This window comes from Kitasatospora sp. NPDC048239, from assembly GCF_043202015.1.
Taxonomy (GTDB): domain Bacteria; phylum Actinomycetota; class Actinomycetes; order Streptomycetales; family Streptomycetaceae; genus Kitasatospora.
On sequence record NZ_JBICZP010000003.1, the window covers coordinates 432708 to 455242 of the forward strand.

21 protein-coding genes are annotated in these 22535 nt (G+C 73.3%); 6 read left to right on the top strand and 15 right to left on the bottom strand.

Going from position 1 to position 22535, the window contains the following annotated elements:
• Window positions 1-22: 22 nt before the first annotated feature.
• Window positions 23-847 (top strand): sterol carrier family protein, encoded by an 825-nt coding sequence (locus ACGFZP_RS09730; protein ID WP_392930415.1) that lies wholly within the window; start codon window positions 23-25, stop codon window positions 845-847.
• A 4-nt stretch (window positions 848-851) separates the two neighbouring features.
• On the opposite strand, the gene ACGFZP_RS09735 is transcribed toward ACGFZP_RS09730, so the two are convergent.
• The 4 genes from ACGFZP_RS09735 to fbaA all read right to left on the bottom strand — a co-directional run bounded on the left by ACGFZP_RS09735 (window position 852) and on the right by fbaA (window position 4304).
• Window positions 852-1571: a hypothetical protein gene (locus ACGFZP_RS09735; RefSeq protein ID WP_392930418.1), complete on the bottom strand. Its 720-nt coding sequence runs from the start codon at window positions 1569-1571 to the stop codon at window positions 852-854.
• A 103-nt stretch (window positions 1572-1674) separates the two neighbouring features.
• Entirely contained in the window at window positions 1675-2622 is a 948-nt protein-coding gene (locus ACGFZP_RS09740) for a DUF3152 domain-containing protein (protein ID WP_392930420.1), read from the bottom strand.
• A gap of 188 nt (window positions 2623-2810) precedes the next feature.
• Complete coding sequence (locus ACGFZP_RS09745) at window positions 2811-3224, bottom strand: DUF3151 domain-containing protein (RefSeq protein ID WP_387947715.1); 414 nt, start codon at window positions 3222-3224, stop codon at window positions 2811-2813.
• Window positions 3225-3281: 57 nt separating this feature from the next.
• A complete protein-coding gene (gene fbaA / locus ACGFZP_RS09750; protein ID WP_392930423.1) occupies window positions 3282-4304 on the bottom strand; it encodes a class II fructose-bisphosphate aldolase in 1023 nt (340 codons plus the stop codon).
• Window positions 4305-4631: 327 nt separating this feature from the next.
• On the opposite strand from fbaA, the gene ACGFZP_RS09755 reads away from it, so the two are divergent.
• Window positions 4632-5354, top strand: coding sequence for a DedA family protein (locus tag ACGFZP_RS09755; protein WP_392930426.1), 723 nt, complete (start codon window positions 4632-4634; stop codon window positions 5352-5354).
• 101 nt (window positions 5355-5455) lie between these two features.
• Here ACGFZP_RS09755 and pyrE read toward each other — a convergent pair whose 3' ends face one another.
• The 8 genes from pyrE to ACGFZP_RS09795 form a co-directional block, all read right to left on the bottom strand.
• Window positions 5456-6004, bottom strand: a complete 549-nt coding sequence (pyrE, locus tag ACGFZP_RS09760) for an orotate phosphoribosyltransferase (protein ID WP_392930427.1) — start codon at window positions 6002-6004, stop codon at window positions 5456-5458.
• A gap of 41 nt (window positions 6005-6045) precedes the next feature.
• A complete protein-coding gene (locus ACGFZP_RS09765) occupies window positions 6046-7170 on the bottom strand; it encodes an SRPBCC family protein (RefSeq protein WP_392930430.1) in 1125 nt (374 codons plus the stop codon).
• 72 nt (window positions 7171-7242) lie between these two features.
• Window positions 7243-8877, bottom strand: coding sequence for a polyamine aminopropyltransferase (locus tag ACGFZP_RS09770; RefSeq protein ID WP_392930432.1), 1635 nt, complete (start codon window positions 8875-8877; stop codon window positions 7243-7245).
• A 130-nt stretch (window positions 8878-9007) separates the two neighbouring features.
• Window positions 9008-9535, bottom strand: coding sequence for a DUF2617 family protein (locus ACGFZP_RS09775; protein ID WP_392930435.1), 528 nt, complete (start codon window positions 9533-9535; stop codon window positions 9008-9010).
• 486 nt (window positions 9536-10021) lie between these two features.
• Window positions 10022-11182 (bottom strand): pyridoxal phosphate-dependent aminotransferase, encoded by a 1161-nt coding sequence (locus tag ACGFZP_RS09780; protein WP_392930437.1) that lies wholly within the window; start codon window positions 11180-11182, stop codon window positions 10022-10024.
• A 117-nt stretch (window positions 11183-11299) separates the two neighbouring features.
• Window positions 11300-11863 (bottom strand): YbjN domain-containing protein, encoded by a 564-nt coding sequence (locus ACGFZP_RS09785; protein ID WP_392930440.1) that lies wholly within the window; start codon window positions 11861-11863, stop codon window positions 11300-11302.
• A 176-nt stretch (window positions 11864-12039) separates the two neighbouring features.
• Complete coding sequence (gene clpB, locus ACGFZP_RS09790; RefSeq protein WP_392930442.1) at window positions 12040-14646, bottom strand: ATP-dependent chaperone ClpB; 2607 nt, start codon at window positions 14644-14646, stop codon at window positions 12040-12042.
• Between the two features lie 72 nt (window positions 14647-14718).
• On the bottom strand, window positions 14719-15669 hold the full coding sequence (locus tag ACGFZP_RS09795) for a LysR family transcriptional regulator (RefSeq protein WP_392930444.1): 951 nt from the start codon (window positions 15667-15669) through the stop codon (window positions 14719-14721).
• A gap of 71 nt (window positions 15670-15740) precedes the next feature.
• Between ACGFZP_RS09795 and ACGFZP_RS09800 the strand changes: the two genes are divergently transcribed.
• From ACGFZP_RS09800 to ACGFZP_RS09810, 3 genes are all read left to right on the top strand, one after another.
• Window positions 15741-16844 carry a TDT family transporter gene (locus ACGFZP_RS09800; protein ID WP_392930447.1) on the top strand — a complete coding sequence of 368 codons (1104 nt, stop codon included), beginning with the start codon at window positions 15741-15743 and terminating at the stop codon, window positions 16842-16844.
• A 627-nt stretch (window positions 16845-17471) separates the two neighbouring features.
• Entirely contained in the window at window positions 17472-18461 is a 990-nt protein-coding gene (locus ACGFZP_RS09805; protein WP_392930450.1) for a LuxR family transcriptional regulator, read from the top strand.
• Entirely contained in the window at window positions 18454-19395 is a 942-nt protein-coding gene (locus ACGFZP_RS09810; protein ID WP_392930456.1) for a LuxR C-terminal-related transcriptional regulator, read from the top strand. Before ACGFZP_RS09805 ends, ACGFZP_RS09810 begins: the two co-directional genes overlap by 8 nt.
• Before the next feature lie 46 nt (window positions 19396-19441).
• Here ACGFZP_RS09810 and ACGFZP_RS09815 read toward each other — a convergent pair whose 3' ends face one another.
• Entirely contained in the window at window positions 19442-20068 is a 627-nt protein-coding gene (locus ACGFZP_RS09815; protein WP_387947744.1) for a hypothetical protein, read from the bottom strand.
• A gap of 338 nt (window positions 20069-20406) precedes the next feature.
• On the opposite strand from ACGFZP_RS09815, the gene ACGFZP_RS09820 reads away from it, so the two are divergent.
• Window positions 20407-20574 (top strand): hypothetical protein, encoded by a 168-nt coding sequence (locus ACGFZP_RS09820; protein ID WP_392930459.1) that lies wholly within the window; start codon window positions 20407-20409, stop codon window positions 20572-20574.
• A gap of 236 nt (window positions 20575-20810) precedes the next feature.
• On the opposite strand, the gene ACGFZP_RS09825 is transcribed toward ACGFZP_RS09820, so the two are convergent.
• Together ACGFZP_RS09825 and ACGFZP_RS09830 are read right to left on the bottom strand one after the other, a co-directional pair.
• Window positions 20811-21812 (bottom strand): hypothetical protein, encoded by a 1002-nt coding sequence (locus tag ACGFZP_RS09825; protein WP_392930462.1) that lies wholly within the window; start codon window positions 21810-21812, stop codon window positions 20811-20813.
• 212 nt (window positions 21813-22024) lie between these two features.
• A complete protein-coding gene (locus ACGFZP_RS09830; protein ID WP_392930464.1) occupies window positions 22025-22531 on the bottom strand; it encodes a heat shock protein transcriptional repressor HspR in 507 nt (168 codons plus the stop codon).
• Window positions 22532-22535 lie beyond the last annotated feature (4 nt).

The window sequence follows — 22535 nt, forward strand, 5'->3', positions numbered from 1 at the left end:
CCCTCGGCGTATGTTGGGGCGCATGCCTGCCAAGTCCCGTACGTACCAGCACCCGAAGGTCTGCGCCGCGCTGGCGGCGCAGACCGCCGCACTGCGCGACACCGTCCGGGATCTCTGCGCCCGCCCGGACGCCGTGGACCTGCTCGCCCGGCCGACCCGGCTGGGGGAGTGGACGGTGCGCGAGCTGATCGCGCACCTCGCCGTCCAGATCGACTGGGTGCCGGCCCATCTCGGGGACCCGCTGGAGGGGCGGGCGCCGCTGGACCTGCTGCAGTGGGTCGCCCGGGTCGGCACGGTCGCACCGCTGCTCGACGCGCAGGCCAGGGAGCAGGCGGCGGGTGCGTTCGGCGGGGAGCCGGCCTCGGTGGCGGACGCCTTCGAGCGGGCCGCTGGCGCGCTGATCACCGCCTTGGCCGAGCCGGAGACGGCGGCCCCGGGCCGGCGGTTCGAGATCCGGCTCGGCTCGATGTCGCTCACCGACATGCTGGTGACCCGGCTGGTCGAGACGGTCGTGCACGCCGACGACCTGGCCGCGGCGGTGGGGGCGACCTTCCCGCACGAGCGGCAGGCGCTTGCCGCCGTCACCCGGCTGCTGGCCGACGCCCTCGCCGACCAGGTGCCCGGCGGCGCGGTGGAGCTGCGGATCCCGCCGTACGCCGTGGTGCAGGCGGTCGAGGGACCGCGGCACACCCGCGGCACCCCGCCGAACGTGGTCGAGACCGACCCGCTCACCTGGATCCGGCTCGCCACCGGCCGTACCGGCTGGGCGTCCGAGGTGGACGCCGGCGCGGTGTCGGCCGGCGGCGAGCGCAGTGACCTCCGGGCCTACCTGCCCGTGCTGGGCTGAGGGGTCACGGGCGCAGCTGGGCGGCGAGCTGCTCGGTGGCCTTCCGCAGCGGCTCGCCGACCAGGGAGGGCTCCACCGCCGCGTCGGCGTCCTGGGTGAGCGTCAGCACCAGGTCGCCCTTGCCCTTGGCTGCCACCCGGGCGACTCCCACCGAGGCGTCGCCCGGGGTGAGCCTGGTCTCCCCGGCCTTGGGCTTGTCGTTGGCGAACTGCGTCAGCTGGTCCACTCCGACGTTCCCGAAGCGCTGGATGTGCGGCAGCATGATGTTGACCGCGATGTCGTTCTGGGGGATCGCCAGCAGATCGATCCGGACGGGCGTCGAACCCACCGTGTAGGTGCAGGTCACCCAGGCGGAGGGGGGAGTGGCCGGCATCGAGGGCATTCCCGCCGGGTGGCTGGCGCCGGCGGGCCAGTCCTGGGCCGGGACGCCGTCGCCGAGGTCGGTGTCCACCGGCTGCTCGTCCTTGGCCCCGGCGGTCACCGGGCGGTCGATCCCGGCGCCCTTCAGAGCCGCCGCGAGGTCGAGGCCGAAGGGGCACGGCCCGGACTTCGCCACTCCCTGGGCCGTCGACCGCACCTGGTCGTAGGAGAGCTTCCCCCCGCCGCCCGAGCCGCTGCCCGAGTCGCCGGAGGAGGAGCAGGCGGCCGCGCCGAGGACGATCCCGACGGCGCCCAGCAGGGCGGGGACGCGGCGCATCTTGGCTGTCGTGCGGTCAGCTGTCATTCGGTCAGCCTACGTCGGGGTTGTCGCGGGGCGCCGTTGAACAGGTCTCAGATCGGTCCCGGTAGAGCCCGGTAGAGCCCGGTAGAGCCCGGCAGGGCCCGGTTCAGGGCACCGCCGGGCCGCCCAGGTAGGTGCCCTCCGCCGTGTAGGGCCAGGCGTTGGGCTCGCAGCCCTTGAGGCCGTAGATCTGCTGCATCATGGCGGGCGCGGGCTTGCCCTTGCCCGGGCAGGTCTCGTGCCCGTGGCCGATCCGGTGGCCCACCTCGTGGTTGACGATCAGCGCCCGGTACTCGTCGATCGGCCCGCTGAACTGCGGCGATCCGGTGTTCCAGCGCTTGACGTTGACCAGCACCTGGTTGCCGACGTTGCAGTTCACCTCGCCGTGGGTGTCCAGGCCGGCGGCGCCGCAGATCTTGTCCACGGTGGCCGGGGAGGCGATCTTCACGGTGAAGTCGTACGCGCCGCCCGCCACCAGCTGGAAGCCGTTCCTGCGGTCGTTGGTCCAGCCGCGCTTGTCGGCCAGGATGCCCTGGACCTGGGCGGCGGCGGCCGGCGGGTCGATCCCGATGCCGTCCTCGACCTCCACCCGGTAGCGGCGGATGGTGCCCTTGCCGACCGGGGCGGCGGCGCCGGGGGCGATGGTGAAGGTGCCGGCGCCCTTGGCCGGGCCCGGGTCCGGGGCGCTGGGCTCCACGACGGGCGGCGGCGCGGGCGGCTCCGGGGTGGGGGTGGCCGTGGGGGTCGCCGTGGGGGTGGCGGGTGCGGCGGCCGGGGCGGAGCCCTCGCCGGCCGGGGCGACCCGGCCCTGGGCGGTCGGTCCGGTGCCGGGCAGCACGGAGGGCCGGTTGAGGATGAAGAGGGTGCCGCCGAGTATCGCCAGCGCCGCGACCAGCGCGGCGATCATCCCCGGTCCGAGCCGGCGGCGCTGTCGGCGGCGGCGCCGACCGCCGCCCGGCCGTCCGGTGCCCGCCTGGCTGCCGCGTGCCCGGCCGCCGCGCGGGCCGGCGCTGCGTGCGCGGGTGCCGCGCCGGGCGGATCTTGCTGGGGGCACGTCGAAGGCTTCCTGTCGGGCTGGCGGGGCCGCGGAGCATTCGAACAGACAGGTGCGCCCCCCTCGCCCGCCCACCCTGGCATGGAGACCCTGTGAATGTCCACGCACCCGGTACGCAGGGCGTTTACGACGCACGGCGCCCCCGCCGCCCGGGTGGGCGGCGGGGGCGGTCGATCGAACCGGCCTGGTCAGCCCAGGGTGGCGGCGGCGGTCGGCGAGCTGTCCCGGAGGAACTGCGCGCAGCGCTCAGCCTCCTCCTTCTCCTCGATCGCGGCGGCGGCCCGGCCGAGCGCGTGCAGCGCCCGCAGGAAGCCGCGGTTCGGCTCGTGCTCCCACGGCACCGGGCCGTGGCCCTTCCAGCCGGCCCGCCGCAGCGAGTCCAGCCCGCGGTGGTACCCGGTCCGGGCGTACGCGTAGGACTCGACGGTGCGGCCGGCGGCGAAGGCGTCGTCGGCGAGCTGGGCCCAGGCCAGCGAGGAGGTCGGGAACTTCGCCGCGACCTCGGCCGGGGAGGCGCCGCCGGCCAGCAGCTCCAGCGGAGCGGGCTCGGCGGGCAGGTGCGTCGGGGGCGGACCCCCGAGGAGGTTCTGGTGGATGGTCATGCCCCCCAGTGAACCACTGGGGGGCACGACCGCAGACCCTGCCGTCCGGCGGGGGGCCTACTTCAGGCGGTTGCCGGCCGAGCGCAGCTGCTGCGCGGCCTCCAGCACGCGGGCGGCCATGCCGGCCTCGGCGAGCTTGCCCCAGGTGCGCGGGTCGTAGGTGTTCTTCTTGCCGACCTCGCCGTCGACCTTCAGCACGCCGTCGTAGTTGCGGAACATGTGGTCCACGACCGGGCGGGTGAAGGCGTACTGGGTGTCGGTGTCGAGGTTCATCTTCACGACGCCGTTCTCCAGCGCGGTGGCGATCTCCTCGGTGGTGGAGCCCGAGCCGCCGTGGAAGACGAAGTCGAACGGGTCGGTCTTGCCGTACTGCTTGCCGATCGCGTCCTGCAGCTCGCGCAGCAGGCCCGGCTTCAGCACGACGTTGCCCGGCTTGTAGACGCCGTGCACGTTGCCGAAGGAGGCGGCCAGCAGGTAGCGGCCCTTCTCGCCCAGGCCCAGGGCCTCGGCGGTGCGGACGGCGTCGTTGACGGTGGTGTACAGCTCGTCGTTGATCTCGTGGGTGACGCCGTCCTCCTCGCCACCGGTCGGGGTGATCTCGACCTCGAGGATGATCTTGGCGGCGACGGCCTGGGCCAGCAGCTCCTCGGCGATGGCCAGGTTGTCGTTCAGGGTCTCGGCGGAGCCGTCCCACATGTGCGACTGGAACAGCGGGTTCAGACCCTTGGCCACGCGCTCGGCGGAGACCGCCAGCAGCGGGCGGACGTAGCCGTCCAGCTTGTCCTTCGGGCAGTGGTCGGTGTGCAGCGCGATGGTGACGTCGTACTTGGCGGCGACGATGTGCGCGAACTCGGCCAGCGCCACGGCGCCGGTCACCATGTCCTTGTTGTGCTGGCCGCCCAGGAACTCCGCACCACCGGTGGAGATCTGGATGATGCCGTCGCTCTCGGCCTCGGCGAAGCCGCGCAGCGCGGCGTGCAGGGTCTGCGACGAGGTGACGTTGATGGCCGGGTAGGCGAACTTGCCCGCCTTGGCCCGGTCGAGCATCTCGTTGTAGACCTCGGGAGTTGCGATGGGCATGCGAATCCGCTCCTGTCGGGTTGCGGCGTACGGACGGTGCTGTCCGACGCTGTGTACGCCTTCGTGACGACTCCGGGGTACCGGGGCCTACGCGCGGCTCTGCGGTGCGGCTCTCCTGTACCAAGGTTCGAGGCGGCCGCTGCGGTACGACAATGAGGGTGTTTGCGACCGCGGTCCGGGACGCCGGAGTCATCTTCCCATCCCAGGCCCGGGGACCACCATGTGGCCCGCCTGTCGGGACGGGGGCCCGCATGCGACGAAGGGATGACGGCCCTCTCGACCCCCGGGCCGAAGCCCGCGTCAACACAAGCCAGCTATCCTGCGGCCGTGGACTACAACCAGCTGGCCGTCAATCTGCTCGACGCCAAATCACTGATCTCGTCCCTCGGTGCCATCGGGCTGATCGCGATCATCTTCGCGGAGACCGGCCTCCTGGTCGGATTCTTCTTCCCGGGTGACTCCCTGCTGATCATCGCCGGGGTCGCCGCCTCGAACGCCGCCTCGTCGGTGCTCGGCGACGGTACGAAGCTGCCGATCGGGGTGCTGCTGATCGGGGCCCCGGTGGCCGCCGTCGCCGGCGCCCAGCTCGGGCACCTGATCGGGGTGAAGGCCGGGCCGAAGATGTTCGACAAGCCCGAGTCGAAGATCTTCCGCCGTGAGTACGTGCTGAAGGCCGAGGAGTACTTCAACAAGTTCGGGCCCGGCAAGGCGGTGGTGCTGGCCCGCTTCATGCCGATCGTCCGGACCTTCCTGAACCCGGTCGCCGGCACCCTGGAGATGCCGGCCCGGACGTTCTTCCTGTGGAACGTGATCGGCGGTGTGCTGTGGACCGAGTCCATGCTGCTGATCGGCTACTTCTTCGGTGACGCGCTCGCCCCGGTGATCGACAAGTACCTGATCCCGGCCGTGCTGCTGATCGTGCTGCTGTCCGTCTCGCCGATCCTGATCGAGGTGCTGCGCGAGCGGAAGAAGAAGAAGGCGGGCGGCGCCGAGGCCGTGGCCGAGGACGGCGAGGCCGTCCAGGCCGGCGGCCGCCACCGCCGGGGCTGATCCCCCCTCCGGGGCCTGTCCCTGGACGACGAACGGCCGGGGCCGGTCCTGTTTCACGTGGAACAGGACCGGCCCCGGCCGTTGTGCGGATGCCCGCGGGCTCAGAGGCCCAGGTCGTCCAGGTTGTACGCGGTCACGTACGGCAGGCCGGTCGCCTCGACCGCCGCGGCGCCGCCGCGCTCCACGATCACCGCGACGCCGACCACCTCGGCGCCCGCCTCGCGCAGGGCCTCGACCGCGGTCAGCACCGAACCACCGGTGGTGGAGGTGTCCTCGACCGCCAGCACCCGGCGGCCCTTGACGTCCGGGCCCTCGATCCGGCGCTGCAGGCCGTGCGCCTTGCCCGCCTTGCGGACCACGAACGCGTCCAGCTCACGGCCGCGGGCGGCGGCGGCGTGCAGCATCGCGGCGGCCACCGGGTCGGCGCCCAGGGTCAGCCCGCCGACGGCGTCGTACTCCAGGTCGGCGGTGGCGTCCAGCATCACCCGGCCGACCAGCGGCGCGGCCTGCGCGTCCAGGGTGATCCGGCGCAGGTCGACGTAGTAGTCGGCCTCCTTGCCGGAGGAAAGGGTGACCTTGCCGTGCACGACGGCCTTGTCCTTGATCTGTGCCAGCAGGGCGTCGCGGTCGTTGCTCAGGTCGGTGCTCATGAGCGTTCAGTCTAGAGCCTTGGCAGGCCCCGGGCTCCGTCCTAGCGTCGGCGCAGTGCCCTGACCAGCACCACGGCGCCGCCCAGCAGGGCCACCCCGCCGCCGATCACCCACGGCACCGCGTTGCGGCCGCCGGGGCCCGGCACCACGATGCCGCCGGCCTCGCCGCCCCAGCGGGACGCGGCCCGGGCCCGCGCGCTGCGGGCCGGCAGGGCCGGGGCGTAGCGGCCGCGCGGCGGGGCGTGGTCGACCTCCTCGGCGGAGCGGCCGACGATGCTGCGGCGGACCGGGCCGCTGAGAACCGGCTCCTGCTCGTACTCGAAGGGCAGCTCGGCGGGGAGGTCGGTGGACGGGTCGCCGTCCCCGGCGGGGCCCGCGGAGTCGCCGGAGCCCTCGCGGTCGTCCTGCTCGGGGTGCTCGGTGCGGTCGCCGGTGGGGAGGCCGAAGCGCTCCGCGTCGGCGTCGGAGAAGGCGATCAGGTCGGAGAGGTCGTCCTCCAGGTCGTCGCCGGGCTCGTCCTGGCGGTCCTCCAGGAAGTGCACGGTGGCGCCGGTCTCCTCCTCGACGACCTCGACGATCTCGACGGGCTCGACGGCGTCGCCGGGCTCGACGGCGTCGACGTCGTCGGCGCTCTCCACGTCGTCGGCGGCTTCGGCGCCCGCGATGTCCTCGGAGCCCTCGGTGGTCTCCTCGTCGTCCTCCGGCTCCGCCTCGGCGGCGCCCTCCGGCGCGGCCAGGGCGGCGGCGAAGCGGTCCAGCAGCCGGCGGCCGACGGCGGCGAGGGTCTCGTCGTCGAACTCGGCGAGCCGCCCGGTGGTGCTCAGGTCGCCGGTGAAGCGGACCAGGCCGGTGCCGTCCTCGGCGCCGTCCGCGACGCTCACCCGGACGGTGGCGCTGACCTCGCCGCTGCCGCGCGCCTCCTGGCCCTCGGCGAACACGGTGAGGACGCCCTCGCGGCCCTCGATCAGTGAGAGCACGCCCTTGTAGGTGATGGTGGAGGTGCCGACCCGCAGGCGCAGCCGTCCGCTGATCTCGTCGGCGGGGCCGCGGCCGGCCGCGGCCGGTTCGGTGCTCAGCCCCGGCACGCAACGTGCCAGCAGGGCAGGATCCTGCAGCGCCTGCCGGACCGCTTCGGCGGGCATCGGGACGACAACCTCATGCTCCATGCCACGGAGCCTACCGACCCAACCCCCGGTGGTCTCCGCGATGGGGCCCACCGGGGGCTTCAGCGGCTCCGTTCAGCGTGGCCCGAGCAGGGTCAGGGCGGCCGGCGGCCGGGCGGGGCGCCGGGCGGCCAGCCGGGCGGAGGAGGCGCGCAGGGCGTCCGAGTCGAACGCGCGCGGGGGCGGGGCGTCCGGCGCGAGGGCGAGCGGGGGCTGGGCGGCGGCCGCGAGCAGGAAGCCCCGGCCGTCGTCCGGTCCGGGCACACAGCTCGCCGTCGGGCTGCCCTGGACGCTGTACGGGACGGTGCGCAGGCCCGCCGCCCGCAGTCCGGACTCGATCTGCCAGAGGCCGTGCTCGTCGCTCCCCGCCCGGACCGCGAGCCGCCCGCCGGGCGAGAGCAGCCGGGTGGCGAGGCCGTAGAACTCCTGGGAGTGGAACTTCACCGTGCCGCCGTCCGAGGGGGCGGGCAGATCGGCGAGCACCACGTCGAAGGCCCGGTCCCCGGGTCGGACGCCGCGCAGCCACTCCAGCGGGTCCGCGTCGACCGTCCGCACCCGCGGGTCGTCCAGCGAGCGCCCGGACAGCGCGGCCAGGCCGGGGTCGGTCCGGGCGAGCCGGGTGAGCGCCGGGTCGAGGTCGACCAGCAGCACCGAGCGGACCCCGCCGTGCCGCAGCACCTCCCGCGCGGCGAGTCCGTCCCCGCCGCCCAGCACCAGCACCCGGGCGTCCGGTCCGGCGGCCATCGCGGGGTGCACCAGGGCCTCGCTGCCCCGGTACTCGTCCGGGCCGCAGACCGCGAGCCGCCCGTCCCGGTAGAGCCGCAGCGGCCCCTCGGCCGGGCCGGTGAGGACGATCTCCTGGTACCGGCTGTGGGCGGCGAAGCGGACCTGCGCGCCGTACAGGGCGTGCCGGGCGGCGCGTTCGACCGCGCCGGACCAGGCGGCGGCCGCGGCGAGCACGGCGAGGACGAGCGCGCAGCCGCCCCAGAGCAGCATCCGGACCTTCGGGGCGGGCTCCTCGCGGAACAGCCAGAGCACCACCGCGGCCCCCGCGACGGCGTTGACCGCGCCGGTGACCAGTGCACCGGTGCCCTGGCCGAAGGCGGGCAGGATCAGGAACGGGAAGGCGAGGCCGCCGATCAGCGCGCCCACGTAGTCGGCCGCGAAGAGGTCGGCCGCGGCCCGCCCGGCGTCCTCCCGTCTGATCCGCTGGATGAGCGTCATCAGCAGCGGGATCTCGGCGCCGATCAGGACGCCGATCAGACAGGTCAGCCCGACCATCGCGGCCTGGTAGCGGCCGATCCAGGCCCAGCAGGAGTAGAGCGCGAGGACGGACAGCCCGCCGGTCAGCGCGAGCGCGCACTCGACCAGGGCGAAGGCGGTGGCGGGGCGGCGGGTGAAACGCTTGGCGAGCAGCGAGCCGAGTCCCATCGCGAACACCATGACGGAGAGCACGACCGAGGTTTGGGTGACCGAGTCCCCGAGCAGATAGCTGCCGAGCGCCACGAGTTCGAGCTCGTAGACGAGTCCGCAGGCCGCGCAGACGAACGCGGCCAGCAGGACGGCCAGCCGGGCGCGACGGGGGCGGGAGCGCAGCCGGGCGCGACGGCGGGCGGGCAGGGGGGTCAGGCTCCGCCCGAGCCGGGGTGGGCTGCCGTCGTCGAGGTCGAGTCCCGACTGAGCGGGCGGACCGGCCGGATGGTTGATCACGAACAAACGCTAGGCGACGTTCGGTACGGATAGCTGCGTCCATTCGACGGACAGCGGGGTGTCGGAGGTTGACGGACCGTTCCTGCGTGCGATTCCCGACTGTTCGGCGGTTGGGGGCGGGTGGTGGCCCTCACCGCGGCACCACGAGCGAGGAGCGGGTGCAGACCAGCTGGCCCTCCTGCGGGTAGGCGTGCCAGGTGCGCCAGAGCAGCCGGTCCGGGCCGCCCTGGGTGACGAGCGCGGTGAAGGCGCTGGGATCCCCGGGGAAGACGCCGGCCAGGCCGCGCGGATGGCCCTCGACCAGGGCCAGCAGCTCCTGGGCGCGGGCGGCGAACTCGTGCGGGGGCAGCGCCTCGATCCGGGCCGCGAACTCGTACTCCCAGCCGGCCACCTGTTTGGCCACCCGGGCGGGCAGCGGGGTGCGGCGGCCGGGCAGGCAGGCGACCGTCTCCAGGCACTCGCCCGGCCCGGCGGCGATCACCACCTGGTGCGAGGCGCCCAGCAGCCGCAGCTGGAGGGTGCCGGGCGGGCCCGGGCGGCCGGCGGTGTCGAGTCTCAGATCGCGAACCGCGAGAGCGGGCAGCGGATCGCCGCCCAGGCACCAGGCCAGGTCACCGGCGCGGGTGTCCGTGTAGGAGGTCTGCAGTGTGGTGAGCATGCTCGGCTCCGCGTTTCAGCTCCGTGCGCGCCCGCCGTGCAGCATCCGAGTAGGCCCAGGCGTTGGCGAGGCTGTTCGTGGCTGTGCGGTCCAGGGCGCGGCCGACCGTGGAAGGAAGGATTCCGGCTGGAGATTCAGCAGCAGAGAAGCATGAATACGCCGGGTCCGTCGGTGATTTACCCAACTTTGTCAAGCATTCACCGTTTCGAGCACACCCGCTTCCCTGGTCTGATCGACCCGGTGTGCGACTCTGCACCGCGCGCGCCCCTGGGACCGGGGCGCGCGCCGTGCGCTCTGGTCGCGCGCCGCGAGGACGGCCTGCACGCCCCCACCCTGGATGCGCCGGGCGCAGGCGGCTCCGGCCCGTGCCGCCGGGGCAGGCGGAATTGCCCCACGGGCAGTGACGGGTCAAGTGGGGTAGTCGAGTTGACTGGGCGTCAGGCCGCGATGGCGCGACGGCCCGCGCTGGTCGCGGGTGCTCGGCGGCTACAGCCGGCCGAGCCGGGCGACGGCCTCCTCCAGCACCGCGACCCGCTTGCAGAAGGCGAAGCGGACGAGCGGGCGGCCGGCCTCGGAGTCGTCGTAGAAGACCGCGTTGGGGATCGCGACCACGCCGCACCGGCCGGGCAGGGTGCGGCAGAACTCGATGCCGTCCTTCTCGCCCAGCGGGGTGATGTCGGTGGTGATGAAGTACGTGCCCGCGGGCCGGAACACCCGGAACCCGGCCGCGTCCAGCCCGTCGGCGAGCAGGTCCCGCTTGCGCAGCAGGTCGGCGCGCAGGGAGTCGAAGTACGGGTCGGGCAGCCGCAGCGCCTCGGCGACGGCGTACTGGAACGGCCCGGCGCTGACGTAGGTCAGGTACTGCTTGGCGGTGCGGACCGCCGAGACCAGCGGCGCGCTCGCCGTCACCCAGCCGACCTTCCAGCCGGTGAAGGAGAAGGTCTTGCCGGCCGAGGAGATCGAGACGGTGCGCTCGCGCATGCCGGGCAGGGCGGCGATCGGGTGGTGGGCGCCGCTGAACACCAGGTGCTCGTAGACCTCGTCGACGATCACCAGCAGGTCGTGCTCGACGGCCAGGGCGGCGATCGCGGCCAGTTCGTCGGCGGTGAGCACGGTGCCGGTCGGGTTGTGCGGGGTGTTCAGCAGCAGCAGCCGGGTACGCGGGGTGACCAGGGCGCGCAGCCGGTCCAGGTCCGGCCGGAAGTCCGGTGCACGCAGGGTGAGCGGGACGCGGACGGCCCCCGCCATGGCGATGCAGGCGGCGTAGGAGTCGTAGAAGGGTTCGAGGGCGATCACCTCGTCGCCGGGCTCCAGCAGGGCGAGCAGGGCGGCGGCGATGGCCTCGGTGGCGCCCGCGGTAACCAGGACCTCGGTGTCGGGGTCGTAGGACAGGCCGTGGAAGCGCTGCTGGTGCTCGGCGATCGCGGTCCGCAGCTCGGGGATCCCGGGGCCGGGCGGGTACTGGTTGCCGTGTCCGTCCAGCACCGCGCGGGCCGCGGCCTCGGCGATCTCGCGCGGGCCGTCGGTGTCGGGGAACCCCTGGCCGAGGTTGATCGAGCCGGTCGCGGTGGCCAGGGCGGACATCTCCGCGAAGATCGTCGTGCCCATGCCCGCCAGCCGGCGGTTCAACAGCGGCCTCGCACCCATTGCAGCTCCTCACGGCTCGTCGTCGGCCCCATCCTCGGGGCAGTCGGTGGCCGGGGACAAGCACGGCCCGCCGACCGGGGGTCCGGTGGCGGGCCGATGCCGAAGTCGCGGGGGAGGTCAGGCCTCGTTGGTGTCCTCGGGGGACTCGCCCTCGCCCTCCTCGCCCTCGATCTCCTTCTGGAGGCCGAGGCGCTCGACGATCCACTGCTCGAAGCCGACGGCGGCCTGGGTCCAGTTGGCGGTGGTGGTGACGAAGTAGTCGAGGTTGACGCCGGTGCCGACGATCATCTGGGCCTCGCCGATCAGGCGGACCACGCCGTCCTCGTGGGTGTGCGTGTAGACCTTGGGCCACAGGGTCTCGCGGTTCCACTCGTCGATCAGGTCGAGGATCTCGCCCTTCTCCTCAAGCGGGTACGCGCGGTCGTAGAACGCGCGGACGGCGAAGAGCTCCTTCTGGTCACCGCGGAACATGTAGTAGACGCGGAAGCCCTCCCAGGGGGCGGTGAGGTCGCCCTCCTCGTCCACGACGTGCTTGAGCTGCATCTGGTCGAGCAGCTGGGTCACCAGGGCCTGGTCCGGAACGATGATCGGCGGCGGGCCGGCCGGGCGACCCTGACCGCCGCCGGGCTGACCGCCCTGCGGGAGGCCGAACGACGGGATGGACGACGGGTCGATGCTCATGGGGGTCCTCTTCCTCAGTGCACGTGGTGGCCGGCAATGAGAGGCCGCCCTTCCATGTCCCATCCTGCCTCATTCGGGGCCCCGCTCACAGGGGCGCCCGGACGCGGCCGACGGGGTCCGGGCAGGTCCGGCGGGCCGCCGCCCGGGGGCGGGGCCGGCCCGCCGGACCAGCCGGTCTACTTCTCCAGCGGCCCCCGCGTCCGGACGCTGAGGTGGTCGGCGTCACCGTCCCGCTCGACCACCACGGTGTCGCCGTCGTGGACCTCGCCGGAGAGGATGGCGCGGGCCAGCCGGTCCCCGATCGCGGACTGCACCAGGCGGCGCAGCGGCCGGGCGCCGTACGCCGGGTCGTAGCCGGTGCGGGCCAGCCAGTCCCGGGCGTCCTCGGTGACCTGCAGGGTGAGCCGGCGCTCGCGCAGCCGGTCGCCGAGCCGGTCCACCTGGAGGTCGACGATCCGGCTGAGCTCGGCGGTGCCCAGCGGCTCGAAGACCACGATGTCGTCCAGCCGGTTGAGGAACTCCGGCTTGAACGCGGCCCGCACCGACTCCAGCACCAGCTGCTTCTTCATCTCCTCCGGGGTGGCCGGGTCGACGAGGAACTGCGAGCCCAGGTTGGAGGTGAGGATCAGGATCGCGTTGCGGAAGTCCACCGTGCGGCCCTGGCCGTCGGTGAGCCGGCCGTCGTCCAGGACCTGGAGCAGCACGTCGAAGACCTCGGGGTGGGCCTTCTCGACCTCGTCCAGCAGCACGACGCTGTACGGGCGGCGGCGGACCGCCTCGGTGAGCTGGCCGCCCTCCTCGTACCCGACGTAGCCGGGCGGGGCGCCGACCAGGCGCGAGACGGAGTGCTTCTCGCCGTACTCGCTCATGTCGATGCGGACCATCGCCCGCTCGTCGTCGAAGAGGAAGTCGGCCAGGGCCTTGGCGAGTTCGGTCTTGCCGACGCCGGTCGGGCCGAGGAAGAGGAAGGAGCCGGTCGGCCGGTCCGGGTCGGCGATGCCGGAGCGGGTGCGGCGCACCGCGTCCGAGACGGCCTGGACGGCCTCCCGCTGGCCGATCAGGCGGCGGCCCAACTCGTCCTCCATGCGCAGGAGTTTGGCGCTCTCGCCCTCCAGCAGCCGGCCGGCCGGGATGCCCGTCCAGGAGGCGACCACATCGGCGACGTCGTCCGGGCCGACCTCCTCCTTGACCATCGAGGTGCTGGCGTCCTGGTCGGCCGCGCGCTCCTGGGCCTCGGTCAACTCGTGCTCGGCGGCCGGGATCTCGGCGTACATCAGCTTGGAGGCGCGCTCGAAGTCGCCGTCCCGCTGGGCGCGGTCGAGGGCGCCGTGCAGGTCGTCCAGCCGCTCCTTGAGCTCGCCGACCCGGTTCAGGCTCTTCTTCTCCTGCTCCCAGCGGGCCGTGAGCACGCTCAACTGCTCGTTCCGGTCGGCGAGATCGCGGCGCAGCCGGGCCAGCCGGTCGACCGAGGCCGGGTCGGACTCCTTCTCCAGGGCCAGCTCCTCCATCCGCAACCGGTCGACGGAGCGCTGGAGTTCGTCGATCTCCACCGGGGAGGAGTCGATCTCCATCCGGAGCCGGGAGGCCGCCTCGTCGACCAGGTCGATCGCCTTGTCGGGCAGGAAGCGGGAGGTGATGTAGCGGTTGGAGAGGGTGGCCGCGGCGACCAGGGCGGCGTCCGAGATCTGCACCTTGTGGTGCGCCTCGTACCGGCCCTTGAGGCCGCGCAGGATGGCGATGGAGTCCTCCACGCTGGGCTCGCCGACCAGCACCTGCTGGAAGCGGCGCTCCAGCGCCGGGTCCTTCTCGATCCGCTCGCGGTACTCGTCCAGGGTGGTGGCGCCGACCATCCGCAGCTCGCCGCGGGCCAGCATCGGCTTGAGCATGTTGCCGGCGTCCATCGCGGAGTCGCCGCCGGCGCCCGCGCCGACCATGGTGTGCAGCTCGTCGATGAAGGTGACGACCTGGCCGTCGCTCTGCCTGATGTCGTTCAGGACGGCCTTCAGCCGCTCCTCGAACTCGCCGCGGTACTTCGCCCCGGCGACCATCGCGCTGAGGTCCAGCGAGACCAGGCGCTTGCCGCGCAGCGACTCCGGGACGTCGCCGGCGACGATCCGCTGGGCCAGGCCCTCGACCACGGCCGTCTTGCCGACTCCGGGCTCGCCGATCAGCACCGGGTTGTTCTTGGTGCGCCGGGAGAGCACCTGGACGACCCGGCGGATCTCCTGGTCCCGTCCGATCACCGGGTCGAGCTTGCCGTCCCGGGCCGCCTGGGTGAGGTCGGTGCCGTACTTCTCCAGGGCCTTGTAGGTGCCCTCGGGGTCGGGCGAGGTGACCCGGCCGCTGCCGCGGACGTCCTTGAACGCGGCGAGCAGGGCCTTGGGCGTGGCGCCCTGCCGGGCCAGCAGCTCGGCGACCGCGCCCCCCTCGGCGGCCAGGCCGACCATCAGGTGCTCGGTGGAGACGTACTGGTCGTCCAGGTCGTCGGCGCGCTTCCCGGCCTCGGTGAGCACCGCCAGGGTGTCCCGGGCCAGCTGCGGCGCGGCCACGGTGGAGCCCATGGCGCTGGGCAGCGCGGCCGACTGCCGGCGGGCCTCGGCGTCGATCCGGGCGGCGTCCGCGCCGACCGCCTCCAGGAGTGGCCTGGCGATGCCCTCGGGCTGTTCCAGCAGGGCGATCAGGATGTGCACCGGCTTGACGTCCGGGTTCCCCGCGGCGCCCGCCTGCCGGATCGCGGCGGACAGGGCGTCCTGCGTCTTGGTGGTGAACTTGCTGGCGTCCACTGCTGGGGTGTCCTCCCTCGTCGGTTGAAAGTCCTGCTGACTACAGCATGCACTAAGTTGAGTCTATTCCGCTCAACTTTCGGATGAACGTCCGGGGCCGGTGTGCGGTCCGGTCCGCCGGGTCAGCCCCAGCAGCTCCCGGGCCGGCCCGCTCGGCCGCTGTCCGGCCGGCCAGACCGCGCGCAGCGGGCGCCGCAGGTCCAGCCCCGGCGCCAGCGGCACCTCCACCAGCCGCCGGGTGGCCAGCTCCTCCACCACCGCCAGCTCGCTCAGGCAGACCGGCCCGGCCCCGGTCATCGCCGCCGCCTTCAGCGCGGTGGACGAGGCCAGCTCCAGCAGGGGCTTCGCCGCGCCCCCGTACTGCGCCAGCGCCATCTCCAGCACCTCCCGGGTGCCCGAGCCGGGCTCGCGCAGCACCAGCGCGGTCGCGGCCAGCTCCGGCCCGGTCAGCGGCGAGCGGTCCGGGCGGCGGCGGGCCCACGGGTGCCCGGGGGCCACCACGACCACCAGCCGGTCGGCGGCCACCACCACGCCGGAGAGCCCGGTCGGGGTGGTCGGCCCCTCGACGAAGCCGAGATCCGCCTCGCCGGCCAGCACCCGCCCGGCCACGTCCGCCGAGTTCGCCGTCCGCAGCGTCACCGCCGTGCCCGGGCTGGCCGAGTGCAGGGCCAGCAGCCAGCCCGGCATCAGGTACTCGGCGACCGTCAGGCTCGCCACCACGACCAGCCGGGCGTCCCGCCGCTCGCGCAGCGCGTCGATCCCGGCGTCCAGCGCCTGCGCCGCCTCCACCACGTGCCGGGCCCACTCGACCACCAGCCGGCCCGCCTCGGTGGGCCGCGAGCCGCGCGGGGAGCGGTCCAGCAGGGGGACGCCGATCTGCCGCTCCATGCCCTTGATCCGGGCGCTGGCGGTCGGCTGGCTCACCCCGAGCTCGGCCGCCGCCCGCCCGACGCTGCCCAGCCTGGCCACGGCGAGCAGGAGTTCCAGGGCTCCCAGTTCAGGGACGTGCGGAGAGAGGGGCATAGCCTCAGGCTATGCCCTCATAGAGCGTGCGGCGCTACCGGAGCGGGTGCTTCCGAGGAAGGGTGGATGCCATGTCCACCACCCTCACCAGCGCCTTTCCGTTCGCCCGGCCCTTCCGGCTCGACCTCGCCCAGCTCGGCCCCAACTGGTACGCCGCCGTCATGGGCACGGCGATCCTCGGCAACGCCGCCGCCGTCCTCCCGGTCGAGCTGCCCGGACTGATCGGCTTCGGCGAGCTGATGTGGGCGCTCGGGCTGGCCGCCCTGCTGGTGCTCGGAACCGCCCGGCTGGTCCACCTCACCCGGCACCGCGAAGCCGCCCGGGCCCAGCTGCTGGACAACGCGGCCACCGCGGTCTTCTACGGCTGCCCGCCGATGGCCCTGCTCTCGGTCGGGCTCGGGACGCTGCTGCTCGGCTCCCGGGTGATCGGCACCGGCCCGGCCGTCGTCCTCGACGCGGTGCTGTGGGGTGTCGGCGCCCTGTACGCACTGGCCGTCGCGGCCGGCATCCCGTACCTGATGATCACCCGGCACCCGGTCTCCCCGCTGGAGGCCAACCCCACCTGGCTGCTGCCCGTGGTCGCCCCGCTGGTGGCCTCCTCCACCGGCCCCGCGCTCATCCCGCACCTGCCGGCCGGCGCCGCCCAGGAGGCCCTGCTGTACGGCTGTTACGCGCTGTTCGGGATCGGCCTGCTGGCCACCCTCGCGCTGCTGCCGCTGGTGCTCACCGGGCTCGTCCACAGCAAGCTGCCCAGCCTGGTGCTCACCCCGTCGCTGTTCCTGGTGCTCGGCCCGCTCGGCCAGTCCACCACCGCCGTCCACCAGCTCGCCGACGCCGCCCGCCCGGTCACCCCGCGGCTGGCCCCCGCCGCACTCGCCATCGCCGAGCTGTACGGGGTCGCGGTGCTCGGAGTCGCGATGCTCTGGCTGGTGATCGCGACCGCCGTCAACCTGCGGGCCCGCCGCGCCGGGATGCCCTTCGCGATGACCTGGTGGGCGTTCACCTTCCCGGTGGGCACCTGCGTCACCGGCTCCGCCGCCCTCGCCCGGCACACCGGCTTCGCCGGGTTCACCGGCCTCGCGGCCGGGCTGTTCGTGCTGCTGGCCGCCACCTGGGCCGTCGCCGCCTGGGGCACCGCCGCCGGCCTCGCGGGCGGGCGACTGCTCGCGCGCTAGGGCCTCTCTTGTGGATCGGCGCGCCCGGCATGATCCATGAGGGAGGCGCTGGTCCCGTCGGCCCGTCCGAGCCGGCCGGAAGGCTACCCGCCAGTACGGCCCGGAGCCTAGGACTCCGCGACCCACCCAGCTGACCAGTGCTTTTACCCGTCGGCGCCGCTTCGCGCGAGAGCCGGGGCCGGGCGGCCGCTGCAGGTTCCTGCAATTGCGAGAACATGCAGCAGGGCGGCACTTGTTCACCGGCCGTCACGCTGTGAGGGTGGAGTCACGCCAGGGTCGACCGGGCAACCGCAGCCCGATGGTGGCGACTTGCTCTTCAAAACTGGATGCGAATGGTACGTCCGTACCTGCATATCGGGGGGAAGAGCGCCGGCCGGGACGCCATGTGTGGTGATGGCCCCCGGGACCGGAGTCGGCGAGGCGTTGCTGCTCCGCCTCGCCGGAATCGCCCTGACCTCGGCGTGTACCGGCGGCCCCCGGCAGCCCGGCGTGCGACGGCACCCGGGCCCCGGGGGTCCGCCGACTCCCGATACCGTGATCACGCCCCGTACCCGCCGCCGCGATCACGAGCGGACGGCGTGCGGGGGCCCAGGCAGATCCGAGAACCATCCGGCAGGGAGTGTTCGTGTGACGGCGGATCCGGCGGCCGATCCGGGCACAGGCCCGGCCGGCGGTGAGCCCGACGAGGCGGCCCGGCAGCTCTACCTGGCCATCCTCGCCGACGGCGGCCGCCTCCCCTTCGCCGACGCCGTCGAGGCCGAGCAGGGCGCGCTGCGCCAACTGGTCGGCATCGGCCTGCTGATGCCCAACCCGATGGACTCCTGCTACACCGCCGTCAGCCCGCGCTCGGTCAGCGACCGCCTCGGCGCCGAACTGCGCAGCGAGGCCACCCGGTTGCTGGTCCGGGCCGAGAACCTCCCGGGCGCCCTGGACTCCCTCACCCGGGCCTACGACGGGATGCGCCGCCCGTCCGAGAGCTCCGGCGGCGCCGTCCACATCGAGGGCCACGTCCACATCCGCCAGCGGATCTCCCAACTGGTCTCCGACTGCCGCGAGGAGGTGCTCACCGCCCAGCCCGGCCACCGCCCGCCCGACGCCCTGCAGATCGCCGTCCTCCAGGACGTCCAGCTGCTGCAGCGCGGCTGCTCGCTGCGCACCATCTACCAGCCGATCGCGGTCTCCGAGCCGGCCGCCCTCGCCTACGCGGACGAGGTCACCCGGCACGGCTCGCTCATCCGGGTCCTGGACGAGCCGTTCCAGCGGATCATGGTCTTCGACCGCACGGTCGCGGTGATCTCCGCCAACGAGGACCACAGCACCGCCGCCTTCATCTCCGACCCCGCCGCGATCGCCTTCCTGGTCGGCGCCTTCGAACGCGACTGGGCCCGCGCCGACACCACCGACTGGGCCGCCGCCCTCGCCCACGGCCCCGCGCACAACGCCCCCGACCGGGTCGGCCGGCTGCTGGCCAGGGGCCTCACCCAGCGGGCCGTCGCCAACCGCCTCGGTCTGAGCGAGCGGACCGTGGCCGGCCACATCTCCCGGCTGCGCGACCGGCACGGCGCCCAGACGCTGTTCCAACTCGGCTGGCTGATGCGGGGAGGCCGAGGTGAGTGACGAGCCCGGCGCTGCCGAACGGGCCCTCTACCTCGCCGCCGTGGCGGCCGGCGGACACCTGCACGCGGCCGACCTCACCGACCTCACCCCCGAGGCCGGCGCCGCACTGGACGGCCTGCTGGACCTCGGCCTGCTGGCCCCGACCGCGACCGGCTACAGCGCGGTCAGCCCGCGCTCGGCCGGCGACCGCCTCGGTGCCGAACTGCGCAGCGAGGCCACCCGGTTGCTGGTCGGCGCCGAGCGGCTGCCGGAGGTCCTGGAACCGCTCGCGCAGGCCTACGACGCCGTGACCCGCCCGACCTCGCCCTCGGGCGAGGCCACCCACGTCGAGGGCGGCGTCACCATCCGCCAGCGCGTCGCCGAGCTGCTCTCCGACTGCAAGGAGGAGCTGCTGGCCGCCCAGCCGGGCCAACGCCCGGCGGCCGGCCTGCGGATGGCGATGCCGCAGGACATCGCGCTGCTGAGACGCGGCAGCGCCATGCGCACCCTCTACCAGCCGGTCGCCGCCGCCGACCGGGCGGTCGTGCAGTACGCCGCCGTGATGACCGGGCACGGCGCCCGGGTCCGGGTCCTGGACGAGCCCTACCGGCGGATGCTGGTCTTCGACCGGACGGTGGCCGTGGTCGCCGCCGCGGACGACGACACCAAGGCGGTCTTCGTCCACGATCCGGCCGCGGTCGCCTTCCTGGTCGGCGTCTTCGAACGCGACTGGGCCCGCGCCACCGTCGTCGACTGGTCCGCCGCCCCGGCGGACCCGGTGACCGTCCGGATTGGCCGCCTGCTGGCGGCCGGCCTCACCCAGCGCGCCGTCGCGACCCGGCTGGGCCTCAGCGAGCGGACGATCGCCGCCCACATCTCCCGGCTGCGCTCCCGGCACGGCGTGCAGACGCTGTTCCAGCTCGGCTGGCGGATGCGGGGCGAGCACCGTGGATGAGCCGCGCGAGCGGCCGGGGCGGGGGAGCCCGGTGCGTGAGCCGCGGTCAGCCGGTGGCGGCACCCGTCGGCCAGTAGCCGGTCGGACCGACGGCCGGGGGCTGCTGCCGGGGGACGCTGAACTGCTCGCCGGGGGCGGTCCAGAAGCCCTCGCGCAGGGAGAGCGCCATGCCGGCCCAGTCGAGGGCGGTCTCCACGGTGTGGTGGAGGGCCTCCTGGGACCAGGTGTCGTCGAAGACCAGCGGCAGGACGGGAGCGACCTGCTCGATGGTGGCGATCAGCGGGTTGTGCGTGATCGCCTCGTCGACCAGCAGCACGACCGGCTTGCGCAGCGCCGAGGCCCAGCCCAGCTCCAGGCTCACCCCGGCGGAGAGCGGGGCGCCGACGTACGCGAAGACCAGGTCGGCGGACTGCATCGCGCGGAAGTCGGAGGGCACCCGCGGCTCGGGGGCCCGGCCGGCCACCGTCCAGGCGTCGCTGTGGTGCGCGCTGTACACGGCGGCACCGCTGCGCAGCAGCGTGGTGCGAAGCGTCGTCAGCCGCGTCCGGCTGGCCAGGGTCACCACGCTGTCCGCCGGCCCGGTCAGCCGCATCAGCGGCGCGGCCAGGAACACTCGTGCACGCCGGCCCTCGGGGGCCTGGCTGTCGTGGTGACGCAGGTAGGGCTCGGTCATTGTCGACTCCGGGGGGAAGGCCGACCGGGTGGAGGATGCGGTGCCGGCAGGCGCTGCGGTTAGTTGCTGCTTCAAAGAATCTGTCACTGAACCAGGGCTGATATTTGACGGTACAGCGGCAAGATTTGCTGCCGGTCCTGGACCATCGGGAGCGAACTGATCGTCTATCAGTGCCGGCGGCCCCGTCCAGCGGTCCGCCCTGTCATCTGGATGCCTGGCAGAGAGATGACGCTCCTGATGCCATGGGGGAGATGACACTGCGGCAAGGTGTGCGGCATCATGTGGACGTTAGTGCTATTGGTCCACGCTCGTGGAGCTGGAGAAGGAGGCGTAAGTCCGTGTCTCGTATGTACCGACTTGCCCGTAAGGCCGTGCTGTCTGCCGTTGTCGGCGTCTCTCTTCTGGTTGTCGGCTCGCTTGCGGCCGGCAGTGCGCAGGCTGAGACCGTGAATGAGGCTGCCGCCAAGCCCCAGGTGCAGCTCATGATGGACGACTTTCACTGGTGATGTGCTGATCGGCCCGGGTGCGTGAGGCGTCCCGACCGGGTGGAGGACCGCATGCCGAGGGCGTGCGGGCCGACGCGAACCGGTCGACGGATTCCTGAGCGGGTGCCGCCTGTGCGGGCGGTGGTCGCCCCGGGCCTGCCCTGAGCCTGTGCGGGCTTAGGGCGCACAGCGACGTTCGGTGCGTCGTCGGCCGGCTTTTCACTGCCTCTTCCCGGTGCCGGGACCACGGGGGCCGCCTACTGGCGTGGTTCGTGGCCCGTCCTGGCCGCCTGGCCGAGTGCGTGGCCGAGCTGGAAGAGCGAGTCCACGTTGTATTCCTCACGCAGTTCCGCAATATGCCGGGCAAGCGTTCGCTCGCTTATTCCGAGGCGCCGTGCGATTACCCGGTGATTGGTACCCGACAACAACAGGTCGATAATCGTCTGGCGGAGCTGCGAGACGACCTGGTGCGGAATGGTCCGATCGCCGTCGAAATCCAGAGCCCTGCTCCAGTTCCGCTCGAAGACCTCTTGGGCCAGGAAATCGATGACCGCGGAGTCGTGGACGAAGGCGGCCAGGTGGTCGCCCATGACCGGTATCACCGCCAGTCGGCGATTGACGATGAGCAGTCGGGCATAGGGCTCGTCCAGGGTCCTGAATTGCCAGCCCTCTTTGGCCAGGGTCGAGACGTAATCCCTGGTGGGTTGGTGGTGCCTGGTGCTGGCGTTGTAGATCGTCCGCATGGACGCCCCCTGGCGGATGATGTCCAGGTCGCGTTTCATGAACGAGGTCAGCAGTTCGGACGGCCGCGGTCCGCCAGGCTGCATGGCGAGACCCTCGGTTATCTCACTGGCCATGGCCTGCTGGACCCGCTGGTTGATCAGCGCGCGGCCCTGGACGTATTCGATCGGCCCGCCGCTCTGGTCGGGGTTGTGGAAGGCCTCCGCCAGCTCGTTCAGGTCCCCGGGAATTGCCACCGCGCGGGACAGCAGGTCGAGCGCCTGCCGCTGCCAGGTGTGGCTCAGGCTGGCGGCGAGCTTGGCCGGGTCGGCGGCGATCAGTGAGCCGGGCTCGTCCAGGTCGGATATCAGGAGTCCGAGTTCCAGCAGCTCGTCGAGCGCGGCGCCCTCGTCCGGTGCACAGCCGCCGCGGCTGAGCCGGCCGTCCTCGTTCAACGCCTTCAGGTAGAGCCTGCGGGCATCGGAGGACAGTATGTGTGACCGACCGTGGTTGTTCACCAGCTGCTCTCGATCACTCATTGCGGGCTCCTTGTCGTCGACCGGACAATTCGTCAACGCGACTGAGGTCCGTTGTCTCGGGGGATCCTAAACGGAGACCTCGATCCGGCGCCCGGCCCGGTGAGAGCGCAGGCCGCCCGACGGTGGCCCGGAAGCAGCACTCTCTCACCAGACGCAAGCCGCCGGCACCCCCCGGACAGAGGGGAACCGGCGGTACGGGCATCGAGGCCGCGTCAGCGCTTCGGCCGCCACACCACGAGGGCGCTGGACTGGGTCGGCGGCTGGTACGGGACGAGGTCGCGGCGGTAGGAGGCGTGGACGGCGGCCTCCCGCTGCTGGAGCGCGGTGGCCGCGCCCTCGAGCGAGTCGGCGAGCTCGGCGATCCGGGACTGGAGGGCGGTGACCTGGTTCTCCAGCTCGATGATCCGCTTGATGCCGGCCAGGTTGATGCCCTCGTCCTGGGAGAGGCGCTGGACCTCGCGCAGCTGCTGGATGTCCCGGGCGGAGTAGCGCCGACCGCGGCCGGCCGTCCGGTCGGGGCAGACCAGACCGAGGCGGTCGTACTGGCGCAGGGTCTGCGGGTGCAGGCCGGAGAGCTCGGCGGCGACCGAGATCACGTAGACCGGGGTGTCCTCGGTGAGGACGTACTGCGGCGGCGGGGCGGCGCGGCGGGCGCGCGGGGCGCTGCCGGGGAGACCCTCGCCGATACCGGGGCCGATGGGGCCGCTGTCGTGGATCATCTGG